The sequence below is a fragment of the Amycolatopsis sp. NBC_01480 genome, assembly GCF_036227205.1.
Taxonomy (GTDB): domain Bacteria; phylum Actinomycetota; class Actinomycetes; order Mycobacteriales; family Pseudonocardiaceae; genus Amycolatopsis.
The window spans coordinates 5,047,551-5,070,117 of the sequence record NZ_CP109442.1 but is presented as its reverse complement, the minus strand read 5'-3'; the positions used below and the strand labels follow the sequence as shown (position 1 = coordinate 5,070,117).

General features: G+C 70.8%; 16 protein-coding genes. 2 read left to right on the top strand and 14 right to left on the bottom strand.

Translation table 11 applies throughout. From position 1 onward, the window contains the following. Window positions 1-5: 5 nt before the first annotated feature. From OG371_RS24305 to OG371_RS24290, 4 genes are all read right to left on the bottom strand, one after another. Window positions 6-1,436 (bottom strand): amidase, encoded by a 1,431-nt coding sequence (locus OG371_RS24305; RefSeq protein WP_329057359.1) that lies wholly within the window; start codon window positions 1,434-1,436, stop codon window positions 6-8. Continuing rightward, complete coding sequence (locus OG371_RS24300) at window positions 1,433-2,149, bottom strand: GntR family transcriptional regulator (RefSeq protein ID WP_329057358.1); 717 nt, start codon at window positions 2,147-2,149, stop codon at window positions 1,433-1,435. The genes OG371_RS24305 and OG371_RS24300 overlap by 4 nt, the downstream gene beginning before the upstream one ends. A gap of 104 nt (window positions 2,150-2,253) precedes the next feature. After that, entirely contained in the window at window positions 2,254-3,912 is a 1,659-nt protein-coding gene (locus OG371_RS24295) for a purine-cytosine permease family protein (RefSeq protein ID WP_329057357.1), read from the bottom strand. A gap of 225 nt (window positions 3,913-4,137) precedes the next feature. Further along, entirely contained in the window at window positions 4,138-5,859 is a 1,722-nt protein-coding gene (locus tag OG371_RS24290) for an acyl-CoA dehydrogenase family protein (protein WP_329057355.1), read from the bottom strand. Between the two features lie 228 nt (window positions 5,860-6,087). Here OG371_RS24290 and OG371_RS24285 point away from each other — a divergent pair, with 228 nt between their 5' ends. Further along, window positions 6,088-7,851 (top strand): DEAD/DEAH box helicase, encoded by a 1,764-nt coding sequence (locus OG371_RS24285; RefSeq protein ID WP_329057354.1) that lies wholly within the window; start codon window positions 6,088-6,090, stop codon window positions 7,849-7,851. Between the two features lie 67 nt (window positions 7,852-7,918). Here the strand turns inward: OG371_RS24285 and OG371_RS24280 are convergent, their stop codons facing one another. The 8 genes from OG371_RS24280 to OG371_RS24245 form a co-directional block, all read right to left on the bottom strand. After that, the gene (locus OG371_RS24280; RefSeq protein ID WP_329057353.1) at window positions 7,919-8,908 is read right to left on the bottom strand and encodes a YdcF family protein; all 990 of its coding nucleotides are present in this window, start codon (window positions 8,906-8,908) and stop codon (window positions 7,919-7,921) included. Window positions 8,909-8,942: 34 nt separating this feature from the next. Then, entirely contained in the window at window positions 8,943-9,839 is an 897-nt protein-coding gene (locus OG371_RS24275; RefSeq protein WP_329057352.1) for an ABC transporter permease, read from the bottom strand. After that, window positions 9,826-10,617, bottom strand: a complete 792-nt coding sequence (locus OG371_RS24270) for an ABC transporter ATP-binding protein (RefSeq protein WP_329057351.1) — start codon at window positions 10,615-10,617, stop codon at window positions 9,826-9,828. Before OG371_RS24270 ends, OG371_RS24275 begins: the two co-directional genes overlap by 14 nt. A gap of 11 nt (window positions 10,618-10,628) precedes the next feature. Further along, complete coding sequence (locus tag OG371_RS24265; protein WP_329057350.1) at window positions 10,629-11,687, bottom strand: ABC transporter substrate-binding protein; 1,059 nt, start codon at window positions 11,685-11,687, stop codon at window positions 10,629-10,631. Window positions 11,688-12,212: 525 nt separating this feature from the next. Continuing rightward, window positions 12,213-13,766, bottom strand: a complete 1,554-nt coding sequence (locus tag OG371_RS24260; protein ID WP_329057349.1) for a M4 family metallopeptidase — start codon at window positions 13,764-13,766, stop codon at window positions 12,213-12,215. A gap of 180 nt (window positions 13,767-13,946) precedes the next feature. After that, a complete protein-coding gene (locus tag OG371_RS24255) occupies window positions 13,947-15,332 on the bottom strand; it encodes a purine-cytosine permease family protein (protein ID WP_329057348.1) in 1,386 nt (461 codons plus the stop codon). Window positions 15,333-15,442: 110 nt separating this feature from the next. Then, window positions 15,443-17,413: a S53 family peptidase gene (locus OG371_RS24250; protein ID WP_329057346.1), complete on the bottom strand. Its 1,971-nt coding sequence runs from the start codon at window positions 17,411-17,413 to the stop codon at window positions 15,443-15,445. A 326-nt stretch (window positions 17,414-17,739) separates the two neighbouring features. Beyond that, window positions 17,740-18,909: an ROK family protein gene (locus OG371_RS24245; protein WP_329057345.1), complete on the bottom strand. Its 1,170-nt coding sequence runs from the start codon at window positions 18,907-18,909 to the stop codon at window positions 17,740-17,742. 100 nt (window positions 18,910-19,009) lie between these two features. Between OG371_RS24245 and OG371_RS24240 the strand changes: the two genes are divergently transcribed. Continuing rightward, on the top strand, window positions 19,010-20,296 hold the full coding sequence (locus OG371_RS24240) for an MGH1-like glycoside hydrolase domain-containing protein (RefSeq protein ID WP_329057344.1): 1,287 nt from the start codon (window positions 19,010-19,012) through the stop codon (window positions 20,294-20,296). Here OG371_RS24240 and OG371_RS24235 read toward each other — a convergent pair. Beyond that, window positions 20,293-21,864 (bottom strand): alkaline phosphatase D family protein, encoded by a 1,572-nt coding sequence (locus tag OG371_RS24235; RefSeq protein WP_329057342.1) that lies wholly within the window; start codon window positions 21,862-21,864, stop codon window positions 20,293-20,295. The two genes, OG371_RS24240 and OG371_RS24235, sit on opposite strands and share 4 nt — an antisense overlap. A gap of 34 nt (window positions 21,865-21,898) precedes the next feature. Then, window positions 21,899-22,552, bottom strand: coding sequence for a hypothetical protein (locus OG371_RS24230; RefSeq protein ID WP_329057341.1), 654 nt, complete (start codon window positions 22,550-22,552; stop codon window positions 21,899-21,901). Between the last annotated feature and the right edge of the window lie 15 nt (window positions 22,553-22,567).

Genomic DNA, 22,567 nt, shown 5'->3' with positions numbered 1-22,567 from the left:
GCAAATCAGGCGGCGACGGGAGCCGACACCAGCGAGGGCTCCCGCAGGTGCCAATCGGTGACGAGCTGGAACGCGGCGCCCGTGCGCAGCAGCGCGGCCTCGCCGAAGGCCGGCCCGGCGACCTGGAGCGAGAGCGGCAGCCCGGCCGCGGTGAAGCCCATCGGCACGGCGAGCACGGGATTGCCGAGGCTGTCCCAGTACGGCGTGAAGATCGTCGAGAACAGCGCGCCGACGTCCGGCACCCCGTCCGGGCCGGCCAGGCTGTCGAACGCGGGCGCGCCGGCCGCGGCGGTCGGCATCACGGCCACGTCCACGGTCCGGAACAGCTTCGCGATCGCGTCCTGCGCCACCCGCCGGACGCGCTGGGCCTGCACGTAGTCCGCGCCGGAGACGGTCGCCCCGGTGGCCAGCATCGCCCGGGTGCCGACGAAGTAATCGTTCCAGCGGCCCGAAAGATCACCGCGGTGGTAGGCCAGTGCCTCACAGCCCATGGTGATCATGTCCGCCGTGATCATCTCCGACCACAGCGGCAGCGACACCTCCACCACCTCCGCGCCCAGCCCGGTGAGCACCGTGACGGCCGCGTCGAACGTGCTCGCCAGCGCGGGATCGCCGTCGGCCGGGAAGTGGTGCTCGCGCACCACGCCCACGCGCATCCCGGTCAGGTCGCCGCCGAGTTCCGGCGCGGTGAACGGCGCGTCGACGCAGTCCGGGTCGCTCGCGTGCGGCCCGGCCAGCACCTCCAGCACGGAAGCGCAGTCCTGCGCGCTGCGCGCGAGCGGCCCGATGTGGTCGAGGCTGTAGCCCAGCGGCACGCAGCCGGACTTCGGCACCCGGCCGAACGTCGGCATCAGCCCGCTCACCCCGCAGAACGCCGCGGGGATGCGGATGCTGCCGCCGGTGTCCGTGCCGAGCCCGGCCAGGAACATGCCGGCCGCGACGCCGCTGCCGGTGCCCGAGCTGGACCCGCCGGGCCAGGTCGCCGTGTCCCACGGATTGCGCGGGACGGGGAACGGCTTGGTGTCGTCCGGCATGCCGCAGGCGAACTCCATCGTGGTGGTCTTGCCGGTGATCACCGCGCCGGCCGCCTTCAGCCGCGCGACGACAGGCGCGTCCTTGCCCGCACCCCAGGTCCGGTCGAGGATCAGGCTCTGCGCGGTGGTCGGCCCCTCGGCCATCGCCAGGATGTCCTTGACGCCGAAGGGAATTCCGTGCAGCGGGCCGCGGTCCTCACCGCGGGCCAGCTCGGCGTCGGCCAGCTCGGCCCGCTCGAGCGCGTACTCGTCGAAACGGGCGAGGTAGGTGCCCACCTCGGCGTCGGCGAGATCGGCGCGGGCGATGGCGGCCTCGGTCAGCCGGACGGATGTGACGGCGCCGTCCCGCAACGCGGCGGCGGCGTCGGTGAGGGTCTGCGGGGTCTCCGGGATCTCGGTCATGTCAGCTCCTCGAGCATCGGGGTGCGGGTGCCGCGCGAGACGATGCGGAACCGGTCCGCGCGGGTGTGGACGAAAGCGAGGTCGAACAGCCGGCCGGACACGTCGGAGATGGTCTGCTCCATGGCCAGCACGGGCGCGCCGGCGGGCACGCCCAGCACGGCCGCGGTGTGCGGATCGGCGGTTTCCGCGCCGATCACGAACTCCGAGGCGCCGAACTCGACGCCGGCGTCCGCGAGCAGCGCGTACCAGTCCGTGACGAACGGGCAGTCGCGCAGCTTCTCCGCTTCGGGGAACAGCGCGTAGTTGGTGGCGAGCCACAATGGCTCTTCCTCGTGCAGCGCCACGTATTCCAAGCGCAGGCACGGGATTCCGGCCGGCACGCCGAGCCGTTCGGCGGCGACCGCGGAGAGCGCCACCACGGACCGGTCGAGCACCTGCGGCCGCGTCCGGCGGTTCAGCAGGCTGGTCGGCGAGGGCGAGCTGGTGCCGTGGGCCTCGGCGATCCCGGTGCTGACCGGGTGCGCCACGGCGTGGGTGCCGACGCCCTGCGTCCGCTCGATCAGCCCCTCGGCCCGGAGCAGGGCGAGCGCCTCCCGCACCGCCGCGCGGGACAGCCCGTACTCGGCCATCAGCTCCGTTTCACCGGGCAGCTGCCCGCCGGTGAACCGGTCGCCCTGCACCGCCGAACGCAGCAGGTCACGCAGCCTGCGCACGTCGTGCGCTCTCGACGCACCTCGCACACCGCCGGACCATAGGCAGCGGGCGTTGCCTGCCGGGGTCCGCGGCGTCACCCGGTTGTTAAGGCGGACCGGCGCGCTCACGGCGTCGCCTCGGAAGCGGCGGTAAGCGCGGGTTCACGGGGCGGCACCACGGGCATGCCCAGCGCCGTCTTGCGCGGCACCCACGCGCTCGGCTTGCACGCGTCCTTGCACTTGCCCTCGGTGGAGCAGCACAGCGAGCAGATCGTGCCGCCGTGGAACGGGCAGGTCGCCATGTCGCTGACGTCGTAGGTGCCCTCGCACACCGTGCACGGCAGCTCCGTCGCGTCGGCCGGCAGCTCCGAAACCCGCGCGACGTACCAGCGCCCGCGCGTCGCCAGGGCCACCAGCGGCGGCAGCACAAACGCGAGCACCAGCGCGAGGAACGGCGACAGCGCCGCCAGGTCGGCCCCGAACGCGCCGTAGTAGGCGACCATCGACACCCCGCCGGCCACGACCATCGAGCCGAAGCCGACCGGGTTCACGTTGTACAGGTGCGCGCGGTGGAAGACCAGGTCGTCCGGCGCGAGCTTGAGCAGCTTCCGGTTGATCACCAGGTCCGACACCATCGCGGCGATCCAGGCGATGCCGACGTTCGAGTACCAGGCGAGCACCTCGACGATGTGGCTGAAGATGTCCAGCTCCATCAGCACCAGCGCCAGTCCGACCTGGAGGAACACCCAGGCGGCGCGGCCGGGGTGGCGGTGCAGCAGCCGGGAGAAGAAGTTCGACCAGGACAGCGAGCCCGAGTAGGTGTTCATGATGTTGATCTTGATCTGAGACAGCAGCACCAGTACCCCGGCGAGCACCAGCGCGACCGTGTGGTTGCCGGTCAGCCGCTCGTAGACGGCGGTGAACAGGTCCACCGGCACGGCCACCTGCGCCGGGCCGAGCTTCGTCGCGGCGTAGCCGACCAGCAGCGTCGAGGCGAAGAAGATACCGACGGCGAACAGCGCGAACCCCGGGCCGCCCATGATCACCGCGAGCCGCCAGCGGCCGCGGTTCTCCGGCGTCGGATCGGGCATCAGCCGCAGGTAGTCGCCCTGCTCCCCGACCTGCGTGGCCAGCGAGAGCTGCGCCGCGGCGATGGTGAACACCGCCAGCACGGTCAGCCCGGCGAGCCCTTCGGGCGAAACCGTCGCCGGGTGGACCATGTTGTGCCCGGCGTCCGGCGCGGTCGCCGCGGTGCCGATGGCGAGCCCGATCAGCGCGATCCACAGCGGCCAGGTCCAGGCCTGGAACTTCGAGCTGAACGTCATCCCGTACAGCGTCAGCGGGATCATCACCGCGGAAACGACCACATAGGACAGATGGATGTCCAGACGGGTCAACGCGGTCACGGCCTGCGCCATGATCGCGCCCTCGTACGCCAGGAAGATCAGCGTGTAAGTCGCGTAGACCAGCGAGGTGAGCGTCGAGCCGAGGTAGCCGAAACCGGAGCCCCGGGTGAGCAGGTCGATGTCGACGTGTTTCCGGGTGATGGCAAACGCGATCACCAGCGTCAGCGGCAGCGTGACCGCCGCGGCGACGAGGAAACCGATCAGCGCGTTGGCGAAGCCGAACGCGTTCACGAACGCCGCGTCGAGCGCGTACCCGGCCATGGCCGAGATCCCGACCAGGCAGCTGAGGAACACCATCCACGGCGACCATTTCCGGAACGACGCCGGTGTGTAGCGCAGTGAGTAGTCTTCCATGTGCGGGTTGTCAGCGAGCCCCATGTCCGCTCCTTCCGGCCGGCTGGGCCGAAAGCTAGGAACGGAGTATTGCCGGGGTGTATCGGCGCGAGTTGCGCGCGGTTACGCCGCGACTTGCGCGTCGATCATGGGCTGACGTGGGGATTCCAGCGGGAAGATCGCGGAAACGCCGGTTCGCGGGCCGGTTCTGCCGGTAGGGCTCGTGAGTGTTTATGACGGTTAGAACCGTCATAAACACTCACGAGTCGTTCAGGGATTCATCGCGTAGGCGCCGGAAAGCCCGCGCACCATCGTCCACACGCGATCGAAGCGCTCGGCGTCGACGACCGGCTTGCGCAGCGCCGCCAAGGCGATCTTCTGCTGTGCGTCGGTGGAGCTGGCCTTGCCGTTGAGGTCGACGGCCGCGGCGCTGAAGTCCTGGACCAGCACGGCGAAGATCTGGTCGACGACGTCGGCCTCGATGCCGGTCAGCTCCGCCTGCTCCAGCACCAGCTGGCCATACACGACGAGGGTGAACAGCTCGGTCAGCGCCAGGCCGAAGTCGAGGTCCTTCTGCTGCGCCTCGTCCGACGTGGCCTCGGTGAGCAGCTTGACCAGCGCGGCGGCCTGCTCGGTGAACAGCGCGACGTTCGGGATGCCGGACGCCTTCTCGTATGCGGTCTTCCAGTCGTGGAAGCGGACCTTCGACAGCCCGCGCGCGGGGCCCTGGCGGAACAGGAACTCGTCGTCCGCGGCGTCGTCGCGGGTCGGCACCGGGGCGTAGTCCTGCGGCGCGAAGAGGTACGCGGGCATGAACTTCGCGATCAGCGCGAGGTTCACCGCGACCGTGCCCTCCAGCTTGGGCAGGCCGTCGATGTCGTTCTTCGCCATCGCCAGGTAGGTGTCGGCCTCGAAGCCCTTCGCCGCGACGACGTCGGCGACCAGGCCGATCACCTTCTGTGCCTCCGTGGTCACCTTCATCTTGGTGATCGGGTTGAACAGCAGGTAGCGGCGGTCGTCGGGGCCGGCCGAGCGGAAGTAGTCCACGGCGCGGTCGGAGAACAGCTTCATCGCGACCAGCCGCGCGTACGCCTCGACGAACTCGCGCCGCACGTGCGGGAAGTCGGTGACCGGGTTGCCGTAGAGGATCCGGTTCTGCGCGTGCGTGATTGCCTCGTACAGCGAGTGCGTGGCCATGCCGATGCCGCCGAAGCACAGGTTGAACTTGCCGATGTTGACCGTGTTGAGCGCGGCGCTGAAGGCCTCCGCGCCGACGTGCAGCAGGTCCTCGGCGTGCACCGGGTAGTCCTCGAGCCGGAACTCCGCGACGTACATCTGCGAGGGCACCACGTTTTTCACCACGTGGTAGTTCGGGTGGTTCGAGTCGGCGTAGAAGAACACGTACTGGTCCGGTCCCTCGACGCCGTCGACCCGGCCGAACACCGAGACGGTCTGCGCGCAGTTCCCGTTGCCGATGTAGTACTTCGAGCCGTTCGCGCGGTAGCTGTCGCCGTCCTTGGTGAGCACCAGGTCGGACGAGTAGATGTCGGCGCCGTGGTCCTTTTCGGACAGTCCGAACGCGCCGACGCCGCCGGCCGCGAGCGCGTCCGCGGCCCGCTTGCGCGCGACGTCGTTGGCGCTCTGCCAGACCGGGCCCAGGCCGAGGATGGTGACCTGCCACGGGTACCAGTAGTTGAGCCCGTAGAACCCGAGGATCTCCGAAAGCGCGGCGACGCGGCTGGTGTCCCACCGCTTGTCGGGGCTGCCGTCGGCGTTCGCGGCCGGGGTCAGGAAGGTGGCGAACAGCCCCTGTTCCCCCGCGAACTCGAGGAAGTCCGCGTAGAAGACGCGCGCGTGGTAGTCCTCGGTGAGCTTCGCCTTCCCCCGCGACTCGAACCAGTCGATCGTGGCGCGCAGCAGGCGCCGGGTCTCCGGGTCGAAACGCTGCGGGTCGTAGGCCCGCGGGTTCAGCAACAGCGACGTCGCGGTCATGACACTCCTCTGTGATTACTCATCGGTAACTTAGCAAGCGGGCCAAGTGCGGGCAAACTCACGCGACGGGAGCGGGGCGGACCAGGTAAACTGATCATGCGGTCCGCTCAGTTCTGCCTCGGGCCGTGTTGTCGACTACCACGCGCCGCGGCCGTAAAGGGTCTGCGCCGGGCAGGACAACCCTTCTCAGGTATGGAGACCAGGGCGCCTCGGGCGCCCGCACCGCTTATGACGACTTTCACCGAACTCGGCCTGCCCGCCACCCTCGTGGACGCCCTCGCGGCCCAGGGGGTCACCGAACCGTTCCCCATCCAGGCGGCCACGCTGCCGCACACGCTCGCCGGCCGCGACGTGCTCGGCCGCGGCCGCACCGGCTCCGGCAAGACGTACGGCTTCGTGCTGCCCCTGCTCAGCCGCCTGGCCGACGGCCCGACGCGCCGTCGCCCGGGCCGTCCGCGCGCGCTGATCCTGGCGCCCACCCGTGAGCTGGCCACCCAGATCGAGGCCGCGATCCTGCCGCTGGGCAAGGTGCTCGGCCTCAAGACCACCACGATCTTCGGCGGCGTCAGCGCCGGCCCGCAGATCACCCGGCTGCGCGACGGCGTCGACATCGTCGTGGCCTGCCCCGGCCGGCTGGCCGACCACATGCGCCAGGGCGAGGTGAAGCTCGACCAGATCGAGATCACCGTGCTCGACGAGGCCGACCACATGGCCGACCTGGGCTTCCTGCCCGAGGTCCGGCGCATCATGGACGCCACCCCGGAGCGCGGCCAGCGGCTGCTGTTCTCGGCGACCCTCGACGGCGGCGTCGACGTGCTGGTCAAGCGCTTCATGCACGATCCGGTCACGCACAGCGTCGACTCGGCCCAGTCGCCGGTCTCGACCATGACCCACCATGTGCTGCACCTCGAGGAGACCCACCGGCTGCCGGTGCTGGTCGACCTCACCGCGGCGCCCGGGCGCACGCTGGTGTTCACCCGCACGAAGCACCGCGCGAAGACCCTCACCCGCAAGCTGGTGGCCAGCGGCGTGCCCGCCGTCGAGCTGCACGGCAACCTCGGCCAGAACGCGCGGACCCGCAACCTCGAGGCTTTCTCCTCGGGCGCGGCGAAGACGCTGGTCGCGACCGACATCGCCGCCCGAGGCATCCACGTGGACGACGTCACGCTGGTCATCCACGCCGACCCGCCGGTCGAGCACAAGGCGTACCTGCACCGCTCCGGCCGCACCGCGCGGGCGGGCGCCTCGGGCACCGTCATCACGCTGATGACCGACGAGCAGGTCCGCGACGTGCGCGATCTCACCCGCAAGGCCGGCATCAAGCCGACCACCACGCAGATCGGCCCCGGCCACCCGCTGCTGGCCGAGCTGGCCCCGGGCGAGCGCACCTTCGACGCCTCCCCGCGCCGTCCGATCGTGGACAACCGGCCCAAGAAGGTCACCGCCGGCGGCCAGGCCGCGCCCGGCTCCCGCCGCGACGACGACGAGCGTCCCCCTCGCGGCCGTGGCCGTCGTGGCGGCGGTGGCCCGAGCGGCGAGAACCGCGGCGGCGCAGGCTCGCGCGCCGCAGCCGCTGCCCGTCGTGACGATGGCGGTGGCCGCGGCCAGCGCTCCGGTGGTGGCCGTGGCTCCGGCGGGCGCGGCTCGCGCTCGGAGTTCACGACCTACACGACCGAGACCGGCTCGGACCGTCGTGACGACGGACAGGGCCGTTCCCGCGGCCAGTCGGGCACCGGCGCGGCCTCCGGCGGACGCTCCGGCGGCGGCCGTTCGGGCTCCGGCGGACGCTCCGGCTCGGGTGCGCGCTCCGGCGCCGGCGCCCCGGCCCGCAACGGCCAGGCTCCGGCCCGCTCCACCTCCGGTGGCGGCCAGCGCGGCGCGGCCCCGGCCCGCACCGGCGGCGGCCAGCCCCGCACGGGCGGCTCCTCCCGCGGTGGCGCGGCGGCCTTCTCCTCGGGCACCCGCGCGGGCGGCCGTCGCTCCGGTCGCTGATCCGAAACACTCAACGAAACAGGCCCGTGGGTTCGCCCCGCGGGTCTGTTTCGTTTTCCGGGAACGTTCAGCTGAGCAGAGCCACCGCCACCGGGCCCGCCGCGAGCACAAAACAAGCCGCCGCATTGGTCTTCCGGTACTGCACCAGCAGCGCGACGAACTCGCGCAAAAAGGCACTCGGCACAAAGTACGAGGCCGTCCGCGCGCCGATCACATCCAGGCGCAACCCCAGCCGCCGGGCGAGAACCGCGGTCCGGAAGACGTGGTAGTTGTTCGTCACCGCGAGCACGCGGCCGGTGAATCCGCGTTCACGCAGCAGGGCGACGCTGTAACGCAGGTTCTCGTCCGTGGTGGCGGCCCGGTCCTCCACCACGATCTGCGCCACCGGCACCCCCGCGGCCACCAGGTAGTCGGCCATCGCGGCGCCCTCGGACCTCAGCTCGTCCGAGCCCTGGCCGCCGGAGACCACCAGCAGCGCGTCGGGACAGCGGCGCCAGAAGGCCACGGCCCGGTCCAGCCGGTTGGCCAGCAGCTGCGGCACCCGGTCCCCCAGCAGCCCCGAGCCCAGCACGATCACCGCGTCCGCCCGGGCCCGGCGCTTCATGCGGCTGTAGAGCACCGAGTACAGCAACAGCGCGCTGAACACGAAGGCCAGGTAACCCGCGATCAGCAGGGCCGAGAGCGCGACCACCACCAGCCACTGCGGGTGCGCGAACCGCAGCGCCGTCACGGTCACGCCGTACAGCGCCAGCATGGCCAGCCCGGCCAGCAGGGAGAGCAGGTTCGCCAGGCGGTGTCCCTCGCGCCGCCACATCACCACGCCGTTCGCGACCAGCGCCCAGGGCAGCACCAGCGCGGACATCAGCGCGAGCACCCCGGCCAGCACCAGCACCACGGTCTGCAGCCAGCTGACGCCGCCCAGCAGACCCAGCAGCCACAGCCCGGTCAGCACCAGCGCGACGCCGAACCACACCGCGTTGCCGAATCGCCGCGGCTCGCGCAGAAACCGCGCCAGGAAGATCAGGACGGCGATCAGCGCGAGCACCCCGGAGAACATGACCGGGGATTCTGGCAGGGCCGGTGCCGACCCGTCAGAGTGACGCCGTCAGCCCCCGCGCGCGCAGCACCGCGCGCTCCGCCGGGCGGAACACCAGCAGCTCGATCCCGACGCCCACCAGCATGATCAGGAAGATCGCCGCGATCACCTTTTCGATGGCGTTCAGCGACGAGCCCTGGTTCAGGTACGCGCCGAGCCCGATGCCCAGCTGGGGCGAAAGCGCGATCAGCTCCGCCGCCATCAGCGAGCGCCACGAGAACGCCCAGCCCTGCTTGAGCCCGGCGAGGAACCCGGGCAGCGCCGCGGGCAGCAGGATGTACCGCGCGGACGAGAACCGCCCGGCGCCCATCGCCTGGCCGACGCGCGGCAGGATCGGCGGGATCTGGTCGATGCCCGACACGAGCCCGTTCGCGATCGAGGGCACGGAGCCGAGCAGCACGACGAAGTAGATGGCGCCGTCGTTGATGCCGAACCAGAGGATCGCGGCCGGCACCCAAGCCACCGAGGGCAGGCTCTGCAACCCGGTCAGCAACGGCCCGATCGCCGCCCGCACCACGCGCACCTTCGCCACGAGCAGGCCGAGCGGCGTGCCGATGACCACCCCGGCGGCGAAGCCGAGCGCGGCGCGGTGCACCGAGGTCCAGATGTACTCGAACACGTCGCCGGAGACGAGCCGCTCCCAGAACTCGTCCCACACCGCGAGCGGCGCGGGCAGGTACGTCTCCGGCCAGAACGCCGCGGCCCACAGCACCTGCCAGAGGACCACCAGCAGCACCAAGGCGAGCACCGGCGGCAGGAAGCCCCAGGCGAAGCGCTTCCAGAAACCCCGGCGCGGTTCCCCGGCCGGGGCGTCCAGCGCGTCGAGGCCGGCACTGACGGCATCGACGGCGGCGTCGTCGGCGGCGGCAGCGGACCGGTCAAGCGGCGCCATGGGTACTGATCACCTCTCGCAGGTGCCCGGTGATTTCCTCGGTCAGCTCCCCGGCGTCGGCCAGCGGCACGTCGGCCCACTCGCGCACGACGCGGCCGGGCCGCGAGGAAAGCAGGACCACGCGCTGGCCGAGCCGGACCGCCTCGCGCACGTCGTGGGTCACGAACAGCACCGAGGTGCCGGTGCTGCGGTAAACGCGCAGCAGCTCGCCCTGCAGGACGTCGCGGGTGATGGCGTCGAGCGCGGCGAACGGCTCGTCCATCAGCAGCAGCGCCTGCTCCGGGTCGCCGCCGACGCGGTGGGTCGCGGCCAGCGCGCGGGCCAGCGCGACGCGTTGGCGCATCCCGCCGGAAAGCTCGTGCGGCCGCTTGTTCCCGGCACCCTTGAGGCGGACCAGGTCCAGCAGCCCGGCAGCCTTGTCGCGGCGCTCGGCGCGGCCGAAACCGGCCAGCCGCAACGGAAGCTCGACGTTGCGGGCCGCGGTCAGCCACGGCATCAGCGCGGCCTCCTGGAACATCACCGCGGGCCGTGAGGTGTTCAGCGTGATCTGCCCCGCGGACGGCGCGTCCAGGCCCGCCACCAGGTTCAGCAGCGTGCTCTTGCCGCAGCCGGACGCGCCGAGCAGGCAGACGAACTCGCCCGGCGCGACCTCCAGGTCGACCCCGTCCAGCGCGACCACCGCGCGCCCGGCCGGGCCGAACGCCTTGCCGACGCCGTCGAGCCGCACCGCGGCCGTGCCGGTGTAACTCGTCCGTCCACTGGGGAGGGTCGTGGTCATCGCGGGCTGCCTCACTGAGTCAGTTCGGGTGCGTTCACTGCGGGCAGGTTCTGGGCCTTCAGCACGTCGTTGAGCGGGCCGAAGTCGGCGAAGCCCTTCAGCGCGACCGCGGACTTCACCACGCCCGCGGTCACCGAGTCCTGGGCCAGCTGCGGGAACTCGGCCGGGATCGGGTCGGTGGTCAGCTCGATGCCGGAGAACGCGCGGTCCAGCACCGCCGGGCTCAGGCTGGCGCCGGCCAGGTCCTTGAGCTCGCCGTTGACCACGGTCTTGGCCTCGGCCGGATTGGCCTTCGCCCAGTCGATCGCGGCCAGCTGGCCCTTGAGCAGCGCCCGCACGGTGTCCGGGTGCTGCTGCAGGAACTCGCTGCGCACGATGACCACCGTGGTCGGGAACCGGCCGTCCGGCCACAGGGTCTTCTCGTCCACCAGCACCTTCGCGCCGGCGTCCAGCACCAGCCTCGACGACCACGGCTCGGGCAACCAGCCGCCGTCGACCTCGCCCTTCTTGAACGCGTCGAGCGTCTTCGGGTTGTCCATCGTGGTGATCTTGACCTGGTCGGTCAGCTTCTTCCCGGCGAGGAACTTCTTCAGCGCGACGTCCTGGGTGTTGGCCAGCTGCGGGGTGGTGAGGTTCTTGCCCTTGAGCTGGTCCACGCTGGTGATGTCCGGCTTCACGACCAGCTGCGCGCCGCCCGAGACCGAGCCGGAGACCAGCTGGATGGCGCCCTTGGACTTGGTGAAGGCGTTGATCGCCGGGCCGGAGCCGATGAACGCGACGTCGAGCGAGTTGCCCAGCAGCGCGTTGACCTCGTCCGGCCCGGCGTTGAAGGTCTGAGTGGTCAGCTTGGTCGAGCCGAGGTTCTGCGCGAAGAAGCCCTTCTTCACCCCGATCAGCGCGGGCGCGTGCGTGACGTTCGGGAAGAACCCGAGCCGGACCTCGGTGGCCGCGCCCTCGTTCGCCGCGGGCGCGGCGGAGGTGTCGGCGCGCGAACAGCCGGCGAGCACGCCCACGACGGTCAGGGCGGTCAGCGCCGAGGCCAGGAAGCGGGTTCTGCGGTGGGTGCGCACGTCAGCGTCGCCTTTCGGGGGTCGATGTCAGCGCGAGGTTCGCACGGTCACCCACTCGCGTGCATGGACATCCGCATCCCGGGAAACCTGATGAGATCCCTTGACAACCAAATCCGGTACGGCTAGCGCCTTTTCGTGTTGGCGATTCACCGCCAATCCGGACTGGCACGGCACCTGCAGGACCCGCGTCTCGCCGACCGAAGCCAACTACGCCACCGGCTGGGTCAACGCCATCTCCGACGGGGGCTGCGACAGCACCGGCCTGGTTTTCTGAGCCGACCCCGGTTCTCCCTTGCGAAAGCCGTCAAGGCCTCCTTACCCGCGTGCGACGCGGGTAAGGAGGCCTTGACGGTTCCTCGGACTCAGCTGGTCAAGCGGCGGACTAGGGCGTGTCTGGCAAAGGTTGCGGGTCGCTGTGCGGCGGGCTGGCTCGGTGGAGCGGATGACGCTTTCCCCGCACTCAGTGCAGGGAAAGCGTCATCCGCTACCGGCGGCAGCCGCGAGACCGGCTTTCTCAGACACGCGCTAGCCGCAGGACGGGTCGCCCGACTGTGCCGGCACGCTCACCGCGTCCCAGGCCGCCTTGATGCTGTTGAACTGGGTGCAGCTGCCCGGGAAGAGGTTCTTCGCCGCGGTCAGCGTCCAGGTGCGGTAGCTCTGGTAGGAGCTGTCGCTGGTCTTGAGCAGCATGGCGTTGTAGAAGATCTTCACCGCGTCCTGCACGCCGATCCCGGTGACCTGCGAGTTGTTGCAGGTCGGGCTGACCGGCTGGCCGTTGGTCGGGTTGGTGCCCTCGGCGGCCAGGTAGAACCAGTGGTTGCCCGGGCCGGCCGCGGAGTGCACCTCGGTGCCGGGAATCGAGTCGTCGTAACAGTTCTTGTCGCCGAGCTTGGACGGGTCGTACATGTTGCGGATCGGCCCGCTGCCGACGAGGTTCACCTGGTTGCCGACCAGGAAGTCCGGCACCGCGTACGGCGCGGCCTCGTTGGCGTACCACTCGGTCGAGGCGCCGAAGACGTCCGCGACGAATTCCTGGGTGCCGTTGCCGGACAGGCTGCCGGGGGTGTGGTCGTCGATGCCGTGGCCGTGCTCGTGCGCGATCACGTCGATCGAGCCGATCCACTGCCCGGCCGCGTTGTGCCCGATCTGGACCTGGCTGCCGTCGTAGTAGGCGTTCTCGTCGTTCAGGCCGACGCGGATCGGCCAGCCGCCGCCGTTGCCGTCGAAGCTGTTGCGGCCCAGCCAGTCCGTCAGCATCTTGTTCTCGGCCTGGATGCTGAACAGCGCGTCGGCGCAGCCGGTCTCCTTGCTGGTCTCGTCGCCGTTGCCCCAGCTGTCGCTGGACTTGGTGAAGGTCTTGTTGGTGTCGGCGTCCTGGCAGCTGACGTTCGTCAGCTTCGGGTCGGTCATCGAGTAGCTGCCGCCGGACTGCGTGGTGTCGATGTGCAGCGGCTCCGGGCCGTTCCACACACCCTGCGCGTCGCCGTAGGCCACGTGCTCCTGGGTGTGCAGCACCTTGCCGGTCACCGCGTCGACGATCACGTCCAGCTTGCTCGGCCCTTCGGCGTTACGGCCGGCGACCTGGGTCTTCCAGGCCAGCTTCGGCGTGGTGCCGAGCGCGAAGGCGGTGAGCTGCGCGGGATTCACACTGTCCACAGTGGGCACCTGCTGGCGGGCGACCGCCTCGGCCTGCTGCGCGGTCAGCTTCGGGGTGATGTTGGGCAGGTTGATCGCGGTGGTCTGCGCGACCGAGGTGGTGAGCACCTTGCCCGCGGAGTTCGTGGCCACGACGAAGTCGCCGCCGACCACCGGCAGGCCCTTGTAGGTGCGGTCGTAGGGCACGTACTTCAGCCCGTTGGTGGAGGAAATCACGTTGTGGGGCTGGAAAACGTCGTCCGCGCTGGCGTGCAGCACGGCGGGCCGGGCGGCCACCAGCTGCTGCGCGGCCGTGACGGCCATCGCCTCGGCGGTCTGCGGGCTGCGAGGGTCGGAAGTTTGGGCCTGGGCAACCGTCGTCGTGGTGACGGCCGCGGCCAGCACACCGGCTGCGAGCAGCACGAGTGGTCGTCGCAAGGTCATCGGCGAAGTTCTCCTCCGGGCAGGCCGGATCAGGCCCCGGATGGGGGCCGGATTCGGAGGTAAATGGGGACCGAACCCCACCAAGAGTCGGGTTTTCGTGAACTTCGAACAACCGACGAAGGTAGTTAATTTTCAACTTCCGGACATCCTGGCCACGTTCGGCCCATACCGGTATCCGGACTAATCCGGCAGAACACTCGTTTCCGGCGTGCGACGTCCGCGCAGTAGCAGATACACGGCGAGCGAAACCACAAAACCCGCGTAGTAGGCCAAATCCGCGCCGTGCAGCGCCGCCGCGACGGGTCCGGTGTAGACAGTCGTGTTCATGAACGGGACCGCGGCGCCGAAACCGACCACGAACGCGACGAGCGCGGCCCACGAGCGGACCGGCCGCGTCAGCTCGGCGGGGACGTCGACCGCGCGGCCGGGCCGGGTCCGGCGGAGCCAGTCCGGCACCACCACGCCGAGGAACGGCGGGATCCAATAGCTCACCACCAGCAGCACATTCTGGAACTTCGAGGCCAGATCACCGCTGTGCATCCACAGGATCAGCGCGAACGCGAGCACCGTCACCAGCACCGCGGACACCGGGCGGCGCAGGCGGACGCCGACGGTCTGCAGCGCGAGCGAGCCGCTGTAGTCGTTCATCGCGTTGGAGGAGACCGCGGCCAGCGCGATGACGAGCAACGCGAGGCCGCCGAGCAACCCGCCGCCCAGCAGCGTCGAGATGCCCGCGGCGGTCTGGTCGCCCAGCGCCGTGCCGAGCGCGAGCCCGATGCTCTCGCCGATCGCGTACGAGGCGGTGAGGCCGAGCATCGTGAACCAGAAGACCCCGCGCGGACTCGTCGACGCGGGCAGGTAGCGGCTGAAGTCCGACGCGTACGGCGCCCAGGAAATCGCCAGGCTGAGCGTGATCGTGGAGAACAGCACGATTCCGCCCGCGAGGTCACCGCCGCTCGCGGAGTTCGCGTACGTGATCGGGTGGTCGAGCACGACCTTCACGGCGAGCGCGACGAAGGCGACCACCAGCACCGCGCTCATCACGGCCTGCACGCGGTGGATCACGGCGTAACCGAACACGCCGAGCGCGCATTGCAGCACCAGCACGATCAGCACCGCGCCCCAGAACGGCAGCCCGGTCAGCTGGGCCAGCGCCTCACCGCCGAACAGCCCGACCAAGGCGTCCCAGGCGATCGAGCCGAGCCACTGCACCAGCCCGGGCAGCACCACCCCGCCGCGGAACGGCAGCCTCGCGAGCGGCAGCTGCCCGGTGCCCGTGCGCGGGCCCCAGGTCGACAGGTACGCCACGGGCAGCGAGCCGATCACCGTGCCGGCCAGCAGCACCAGCAGCCCGGTGCCGAAGCCCAGGCCCAGCGTGGCGCCGAGGGTGCCGGTGAACACCGCCGTCATGGTCAGGTTCGGCGCGAACCACACACTGGCCAGCCGCCACGGCCGGCCGAACCGGTTCGCCTCCGGGATCGGCGTGATCCCGCGCGTCTCGATCGCGAAATCCCCGGCCCCCGTGGGCATCCGCCCGCCGAAGACGTCCGCGTCGATCCCGCTCATCTGCCACTCCCGTGCTCGTTGCTTCCCGCGATCACCTTAGGCCGCGCACGAAGAAGGCCCCCTCCCCCGCCGTCTGACGGGAGAAGAGGCCTTCACCGACCCTCAGTGCATCAGACGAGCAACAGGAACGCCAAGCCGTTCGGCGAGCCGAGACCGGTCACGTCGTCGTAGCCCTTTGTCGTGTGGATGGTCAGGTTCGGGTAGTCCAGCGTGCGGGCCGAGGTGAGGAGGCCGCCCGTGGCGTCCACGCTGTTGGCGTAGTCCACGCGCTGCACCGCCGCGTCCACGTGCTTCACGTCGCTGATCGCCGAAGTGCGCGAGGTCAGCTTGTAGATCACCGGGTTGATGAAGCCGTGGTGGAAGTGGTCGAGGCTGTCGGCCACGGCCATGATCCCGGCGAACACCGGCGACGCGAGGCTGGTGCCGCCGATCCGGTACTGGTCGTAGTAGGCGCCGTCCGGGAAGGTCTGCGTCTGCCCCATCAGGAACCCGGTGTTCGGGTCCGCGACCGCCGAGATGTCCGGGACCACGCGGCCCTTCGCGTTGCCGGTCTGGTTCTTCGTCGACAAAGCGTCCGGCACGACGCCCTTCTGGTAGAAGGGCTGCGGGAACAGACGGCTCGTGCCGCCGCCCGCGCCGCCGTTGTACGCACCCGGGAACGCCGGGGTGTAGGTGCCGCCGGTCAGCTTCGACTTGCCGGTCTCCCAACCGGTTTCGAACTGCCGCTGGCCGTTCTTGCCGACCGCCAGCGAGGTGCCGCCGACCGCGGTGACCCACGGCGCCGAGGCGGAGAAGTCCGGCGACGGCGTGCCGAGACGGGCGACCTCGTCGCCGTTGTCACCGGAGGAGAAGTACACGCCGATGCCCTCGAGCACGGCCTGGATCGAGATCTGGTTGAACGCCTTGACCTCGTCGGCGGGGATGTCCTCGCCGGTGTCGCCGTAGGAGTTCGACACGATGTCGGCCTTGTGGCCCGCGATCACGTAGTTCAGCGCGGCGTCCAGCGAGAGGTCCTGGCAGTCGGCACCGCCGACGTAGAGCAGGTTCGCGCCCGGCGCCAGTGCGTGCGCGGCCTCGACGTCGAGGGTCTCCTCGCCGTACCAGCCCGCGGCGTCACACTGGTCCGGCGCCTCCTGGCCCGGGGTGGGCGGGAAGACGTGCTGGCTGAACTGCCCCTGGGTCAGCGGGTGCGACGGGTCGTTGCGCTTGGCGTAGGTGGACGCGTCCGAGTAGATCGTCGGCGAGCCGAAGGCGTCCACGATGGCGATCGTGGTGCCCTTGCCGTCCGCGCCGAGCTTCGCGGCGTTGTCCAGGCCGTACGCCGAACGCAGCTGCGCCGGGGTGTAGCCACACGGCGCGTACGGAAGCTGCTTGCCCTGGTACGCCGGGTCGGTGGTGTCGACCTTCTCGCCGTAGTAAGCGCTGCACGGGCCCGCGTTGCGGAAACCGGGGCCGGGCGCGACAACGCCGGGCTTGGCCGACTGCGCTGACGGGGTGGCCGCGCCGTCGGTGTGGTCGGGCTTGAACAGGCTGGTCGCCTGGTCCACGCCGATCACGCCGAGCACGTCGTTGGCCAGCGGCGCGGGCACGGACAGGTTCTTGTCCGCGGCGCGCAGGGTCTGGCCCTTGACCGAGTACTTGCCGAGCTTGACGGCGAACGCCTGCTGCACCTGGTCCGCGGTGCCGACGGCCTCCACGTACGCGCGGTTCGAAGGCACGTCGCCGATCTGGAAGCCGCTGCCCTGCAGCCAGCTCTTCACCGCGCCGACGGTCTGGTCGGACGCCGAGAACTGGTCGCGAACCTGTTGCGGCGAAAGGTAATTGCGGTAGCCCTTGCTTTCCGGGTCGGACACGGACTGCGCCGCGGCCTCCGCCCCGGCCTGGTCGCGCAGGTTCAGGTACACGCGGAAGTCCAGCTTCGACGACGGCGCGGTGTCGGCCACCTTGGCCTGCGGGCTGGCCCACAGCGGGTGCGACTGGGGGATGTCCTGGCGCCCCTGCGCCGACGCGACGGCCGGCGCGGTCGCGGCGAGCCCACCCGCCACGGCGAGCGAGAGGAACACGGTAAGGCTTCTTCGCACAGGCAACTCCCTTGTGAAGCGCGGCCCCCAGGCCGCAGAACGTCCGCACGAGACTATGTCGGCGGTGCCGCGTCAGGGAAGCTTCACACTGGTGAGTTCAGAACCGTTATCTGTCCTCACGGGACAGACGTGCGGGCGCCGCCGGGTTTTCCCTACGGGGAGTCCGGTTCGTCCCGGCTGTCCCGAGTGAAATGTCGGGAAAACGGGGGTACGTCCGGTTTGACAGTGCCGCTCAGTGGTATGGCGGAACACGCGGAGGCGTGGCGCGCCACCTACTTCCGTCGGGGCTTGTGAGTGTTCATGCCGGTTCTAACCGTCATAGCCACTCACGAGCTTTTCAGCCGCCGGTCCACCACGGCGGGCGCGAACACCGACTCCACCACCGTCGCGACCGCGCCGCTCACCGCCGCGTCGCCGCCGCGTCCGCCGATTTCCACGCGCAGGTTCCGCGTCGCGCGCGGCAGGGCGTGGCGGTACAGCACTTCGCGCACCCCGGCGGCGAACGACGGCTCCGCGAGGTCCCCGGCGATCACCAGCACCTCCGGGTTCACCACCGACACCACGGTCGCCAGCACCTCCCCCACCTGGCGGCCGGCGATCTCGGCGAGCCGGATGGCGGCGGGCTCACCCGCGTCGATCCGCTCGCGCACGCCGGAGCCGGACACCGTCGGCAGGCCTTGCTCGGTCAGCCGGGCGGCGAGCGCGCCACCGCTGGCGACGGCCGCCAGGCAGCCGTACGAGCCGCACATGCAACGGGCGTCCGGGAAACCGGCGAGGCGGATGTGCCCGATGTCGCCGGCGCCGCCGTCGATGCCGCGGTAGACCTCGCCGCCGATCACCAGCCCCGCGCCGATCCCGGTGGACACCTTGACGAGCACAAAAGCCGGCGAGTCCGGGTATGTCGAGCGGTGCTCGCCGAGCGCCATCAGGTTCGCGTCGTTGTCCACCAGCACGGGCGCGGCGAAGCGGGTGCCGAGGTGCGCGCCGATCGGATACCCGTCCCAGCCGGGCATGATCGGCGGCCGGCTCACCCGCGCGACGCCGGGCTCCACCGGGCCCGGCACGGACAATCCGACCCCGGCGACTTCCTCGGCGCTGCGGCCGCTTTCGGCCAGCAGCGCGTCGAACCAGCCGGCGATGGTGTCGAGCACTGGCTCCGGCCCGTCGGCCACGCGCAGGGCGCCGCCGCGGCGCGCGAGCCGTCGTCCGGAGAGGTCGGTGACGGCCGCTTCGGTGTGCATCGTGTCGACGCTCGCGGCGAGGACCACGGCGTGCCGGTCGTCGAACCGGAGGTAGCGCGCGGGCCGCCCGCCGGTCGAGTCCTCGTGGCCGCCCTCGGTCAGCAGGCCGGCCGCCTGGAGCTGCTCCAGCCGTCCGACGAGCGTCGACCGGGACAGCCCGCTGACCGTCTGCAGCGCCTTGCGGGTGGTCGCCTGACCGGTCCGGACCAGGTACAACAGCTCGCCCGCCGTGGTCGGGGCCGCTCCGCCGGTCACGCCTGGTCCTCCCTCCGCCGCCATTCGGGTGTAGCGGACATCATCCCAGGTCATCACTTCTGTCCATTGACAAGACAAAAGTCGGAGATAAATTGGACACATGCTGGAAACATCGAGCGCCTTGCGCGCCGCTGCCGCTCGCGTGCTCGAAGACAACTGGCTCGGCTCGTCCACGGTCCCCTCGCGGAACCTCTACCCCCACCAGTGGAGCTGGGACTCGGCGTTCATCGCGCTGGGCCTGCGCCACCTCGCGCCGGAGCGGGCGCGGCGCGAGCTGGTCACCCTGTTCAACGCGCAGTGGCGCGACGGGCGGGTGCCGCACATCCTGTTCAACCCGGACACCCCGCCCGAGGCCTACTTCCCGGGCCCGGGCTTCTGGCGCGCCGGGCGCACGTCCGGGCTGATCCAGCCGCCGGTGCACGCGCGGGCGGTGTGGGCGGTGCACCAGGCCGACCCGGTCGGCTCGGACACCGACACCTTCCTGGCCACGCTGTACCCGAAACTCAAGGCGTGGCACCGGTATCTGCTGGCGCACCGCGACTTCGGCGGCCACGGGCTGGTGTCGATCGTGCACCCGTGGGAGTCCGGAATGGACAACAGCCCGGCGTGGGACGGGCCGCTTTCGCGCGTCACCCCGGCCGACCCCGGCCAGTTCACCCGCCGCGACCTCGTGCACGGCGCGCCCGCGGACCGTCCGACGGACGACGAGTACTGCCGCTACGTGCGGCTCGCCGCGGGCTACCGCGACAGCGACTACTCCGACATCCACTGGCCGACCGAGCGCGACGGCTTCACGGTCGAAGACCCGGGTTTCAACGCCCTGCTGGCCGACGCCGAGCTGGCGCTGGCCGAGATCGCCGTCACGCTGGGCCTGCCCGCCGCCGCGGCGGGGCACCGCGAGAGCGCGGCGCGGATGGCCAAGGCGATGACGGAACGCCTGTGGGACACCCGCGCCGGGTTCTTCTTCCCCCTCGACGTCCGCACCGGCAAGGCCTGCCGCGAGTACACCTGCGGCGGTCTGCTGCCGTTGCTGCTGCCGGACCTCGCCGTCGCACCGGCCCTGCTCAGCACCGCCACCGGCCCGCGCTTCCGCCTCGGCCAGGTGCTCGCCGTGCCGAGTTACGACCTCACGTCGCCGAGCTTCGACCCGGCGAAGTACTGGCGCGGCCCGGCGTGGGCGAACGTCGGCTGGCTGGTCCGCGAAGGCCTGCTCCGGCACGGCGAAGACGCGCTGGCCCGTCAGCTGCGCCTCGACCTGCTGAACCTGGCCCGCTGGACGGATTTCGCCGAGTACGTCAACCCGCTCAGCGCCGCGGGCCACGGCGCCCGCTCGTTCGGCTGGACCGCCGCGCTGGCGATCGACCTGCTCGCCGGCGAGGAGTCCTAGACCGCCTGCAGCCCCTTCGAACCCGCGTTCACCACGAAGCTCTTGTCGGTGTTGATGACCAGCTTCGCCGGATCGTTCACGCTCGTGTCGGAGACCACCACGAAGTCCGCGAGCATCTGCGCGGGCGTCGCCGTCACCCGGACGTAGCCGCGTTCTCCCTTGCAGTACTTGACATGCGGGTTGTTCGCGAGCCACGCGGCGCTCGGCGGCGCGGCGTCGTCGCTGTTCGAGGTGACCGACGTGGTCACCAGCTCCGAGCCGACGATCGGGTCGGTGTGGTCGTAGTAGTCCTTGCGCAGGTCGGCCGCCCAGTGCCGGTGCACGTCGCCGGTGAGCACCACCGGGTTCGGCACCTGGCGGTCGATCCAGCCTTGGGTTATGCGGTCACGCGAGGCCTGGTAGCCGTCCCACGAGTCGGGGCTCTCGCAGGTGGTGTCCTTGCCGTCGCCGTCGCGCTGGGCGAAGAACACTTGCTGGCCAAGGAAATCCCAGGTCGCCGGGTGCGTCTCGAACGCCTTGAGCAGCCACTGCTCCTGCGCGGTGCCGGTGAGCGTGCGCGCGGGGTCGCGGTACGGGCCGCACGCCGTGCCGGTCACCTGCGCGCTGCGGAACTGCCTGGTGTCCATCATGTGGAAGCGCGCCAGATTTCCCCACAGGAACTGGCGGTACAGCTGGATGGACGCGCCGTTCGGCTTCGCGGTCGAGCGGATCGGCATGTGCTCGTAGAACGCCTGGAACGCGGCGGTCTTGCGCGCCGTCGACGCGGGGCTCGTGGTGCCGTTCCAGTTGTTCATCACCTCGTGATCGTCGAAGACGACCAGCCAGGGGGCGAGCGCGTGCGCGGCCTTGAGGTCGGCGTCGGTCTTGTGCTGGCCGTGGCGCGCCCGGTAGAGCGCCAGCGTGGTGGTGTCCTGCGGGACGGCCAGCCGCCGCGGGTTCAGCTCGGACTTCACCCGTCCCGAGGGCTTCTCGTAGATGTAGTCGCCCAGGAACAGCACCAGGTCCGGGTCGTCGCGCGCCACGCCCTTGTACGAGTGGTACCAGCCCTCCTCCCAGTGCTGGCAGGAGGTGAAGCAGTACTTCAGCTGGTTCACCGCTGCGCCGGCGGCGGGCGCGGTCCGCGTGCGGCCGACCGGCGAGAGGTAGCCCGCGGTCTTGAAGCGGTAGAAGTACTCGCGCGCCGGATCGAGGCCCGCGGGCTCGACGTGCACGCTGTGCGCCGACGCGCGGACGGCGTCCACCGAACCGCTTTTCACCACCGAGGCGAAATTCTCGTCGGTCGCCAGCTCCCAGTCCACGGGGTAGGTCGCGTCCGGCATGCCGCCGAAACCGTCGGCGTTCAACGGCGCCGGCGCGAGCCGCGTCCACAGCACCACGCTGTCCGGCAGTGGGTCGCCCGAGGCGATGCCGAGCTGGAACGGGTCGTGGATGGCCGGCGGGACGGCCGCCGCGGTCCGCGCGTTCGCCCACGACGGCAGCGTCATCGAGGGCAGCGTCATCGAAGCGGTCGCCGCGGTCGCTGCGGCGAGTCCGCCGAGCAGCACTGAGCGCCGGTTCACCTGGCCCATAGGGGGTCCTTCCGGAAAGCAGGGGCGGGGAGTTTCAGGCGGCGAAGTCGGTGAGGCCGGCGCTGCAACCGGCGAAGGTCGGCGGCGAGGTGTTGTGGCCGGTGCAGGTCTTGTAGAAGACCCACGAGCCCTTCGGCACCGCGGCCGCCTTGTCCACCGAGGTGCCCTGGCCGCCGGAGGCCCAGGCGTAGAACGGGCCGGCCCCGCTCGCGAGCCAGTACTGCACGACCGCGGAACTGCCGTCCGCGTTGGTGTCGTAAACGACGAAATGCGCGTCCGACGAGCGGAACTGGCCTTCCGCAGCGCACGCCGACGCGCACTGGGCGCTGCCGGTGCCGGTCCCGCAGTCGGGCGCGACCCGGCCGTCGGAGCCGGTCTTGACGTAGCCGTCGGAGACATAGCCGCCGAGGGCGGGCACGTAGTCCCAGATGGTGGTGGTGCCGAGCGGGCCGGTCACGGAGCTCCCGGCCGTTTGGCACTCGATGCCCACCGATGCGCCGTTCGCCACCGTTTTCACGGCCGTCGCCGCCGTGTTCGGGGCGCGGCGGACGTTGAGCGGGTCGCCGGCGGTCTGGACCGTCCCGGTCGCCGCCGCGGCCGCGGGCGCCGCCGTGGCGAGGGCGAACGCGCCGGCCGAGGCCAGGACAACCCCTGAACCGGCCCAACGCCGGAGCTTCGAACGCTTCATGGCCACAGAGTGACC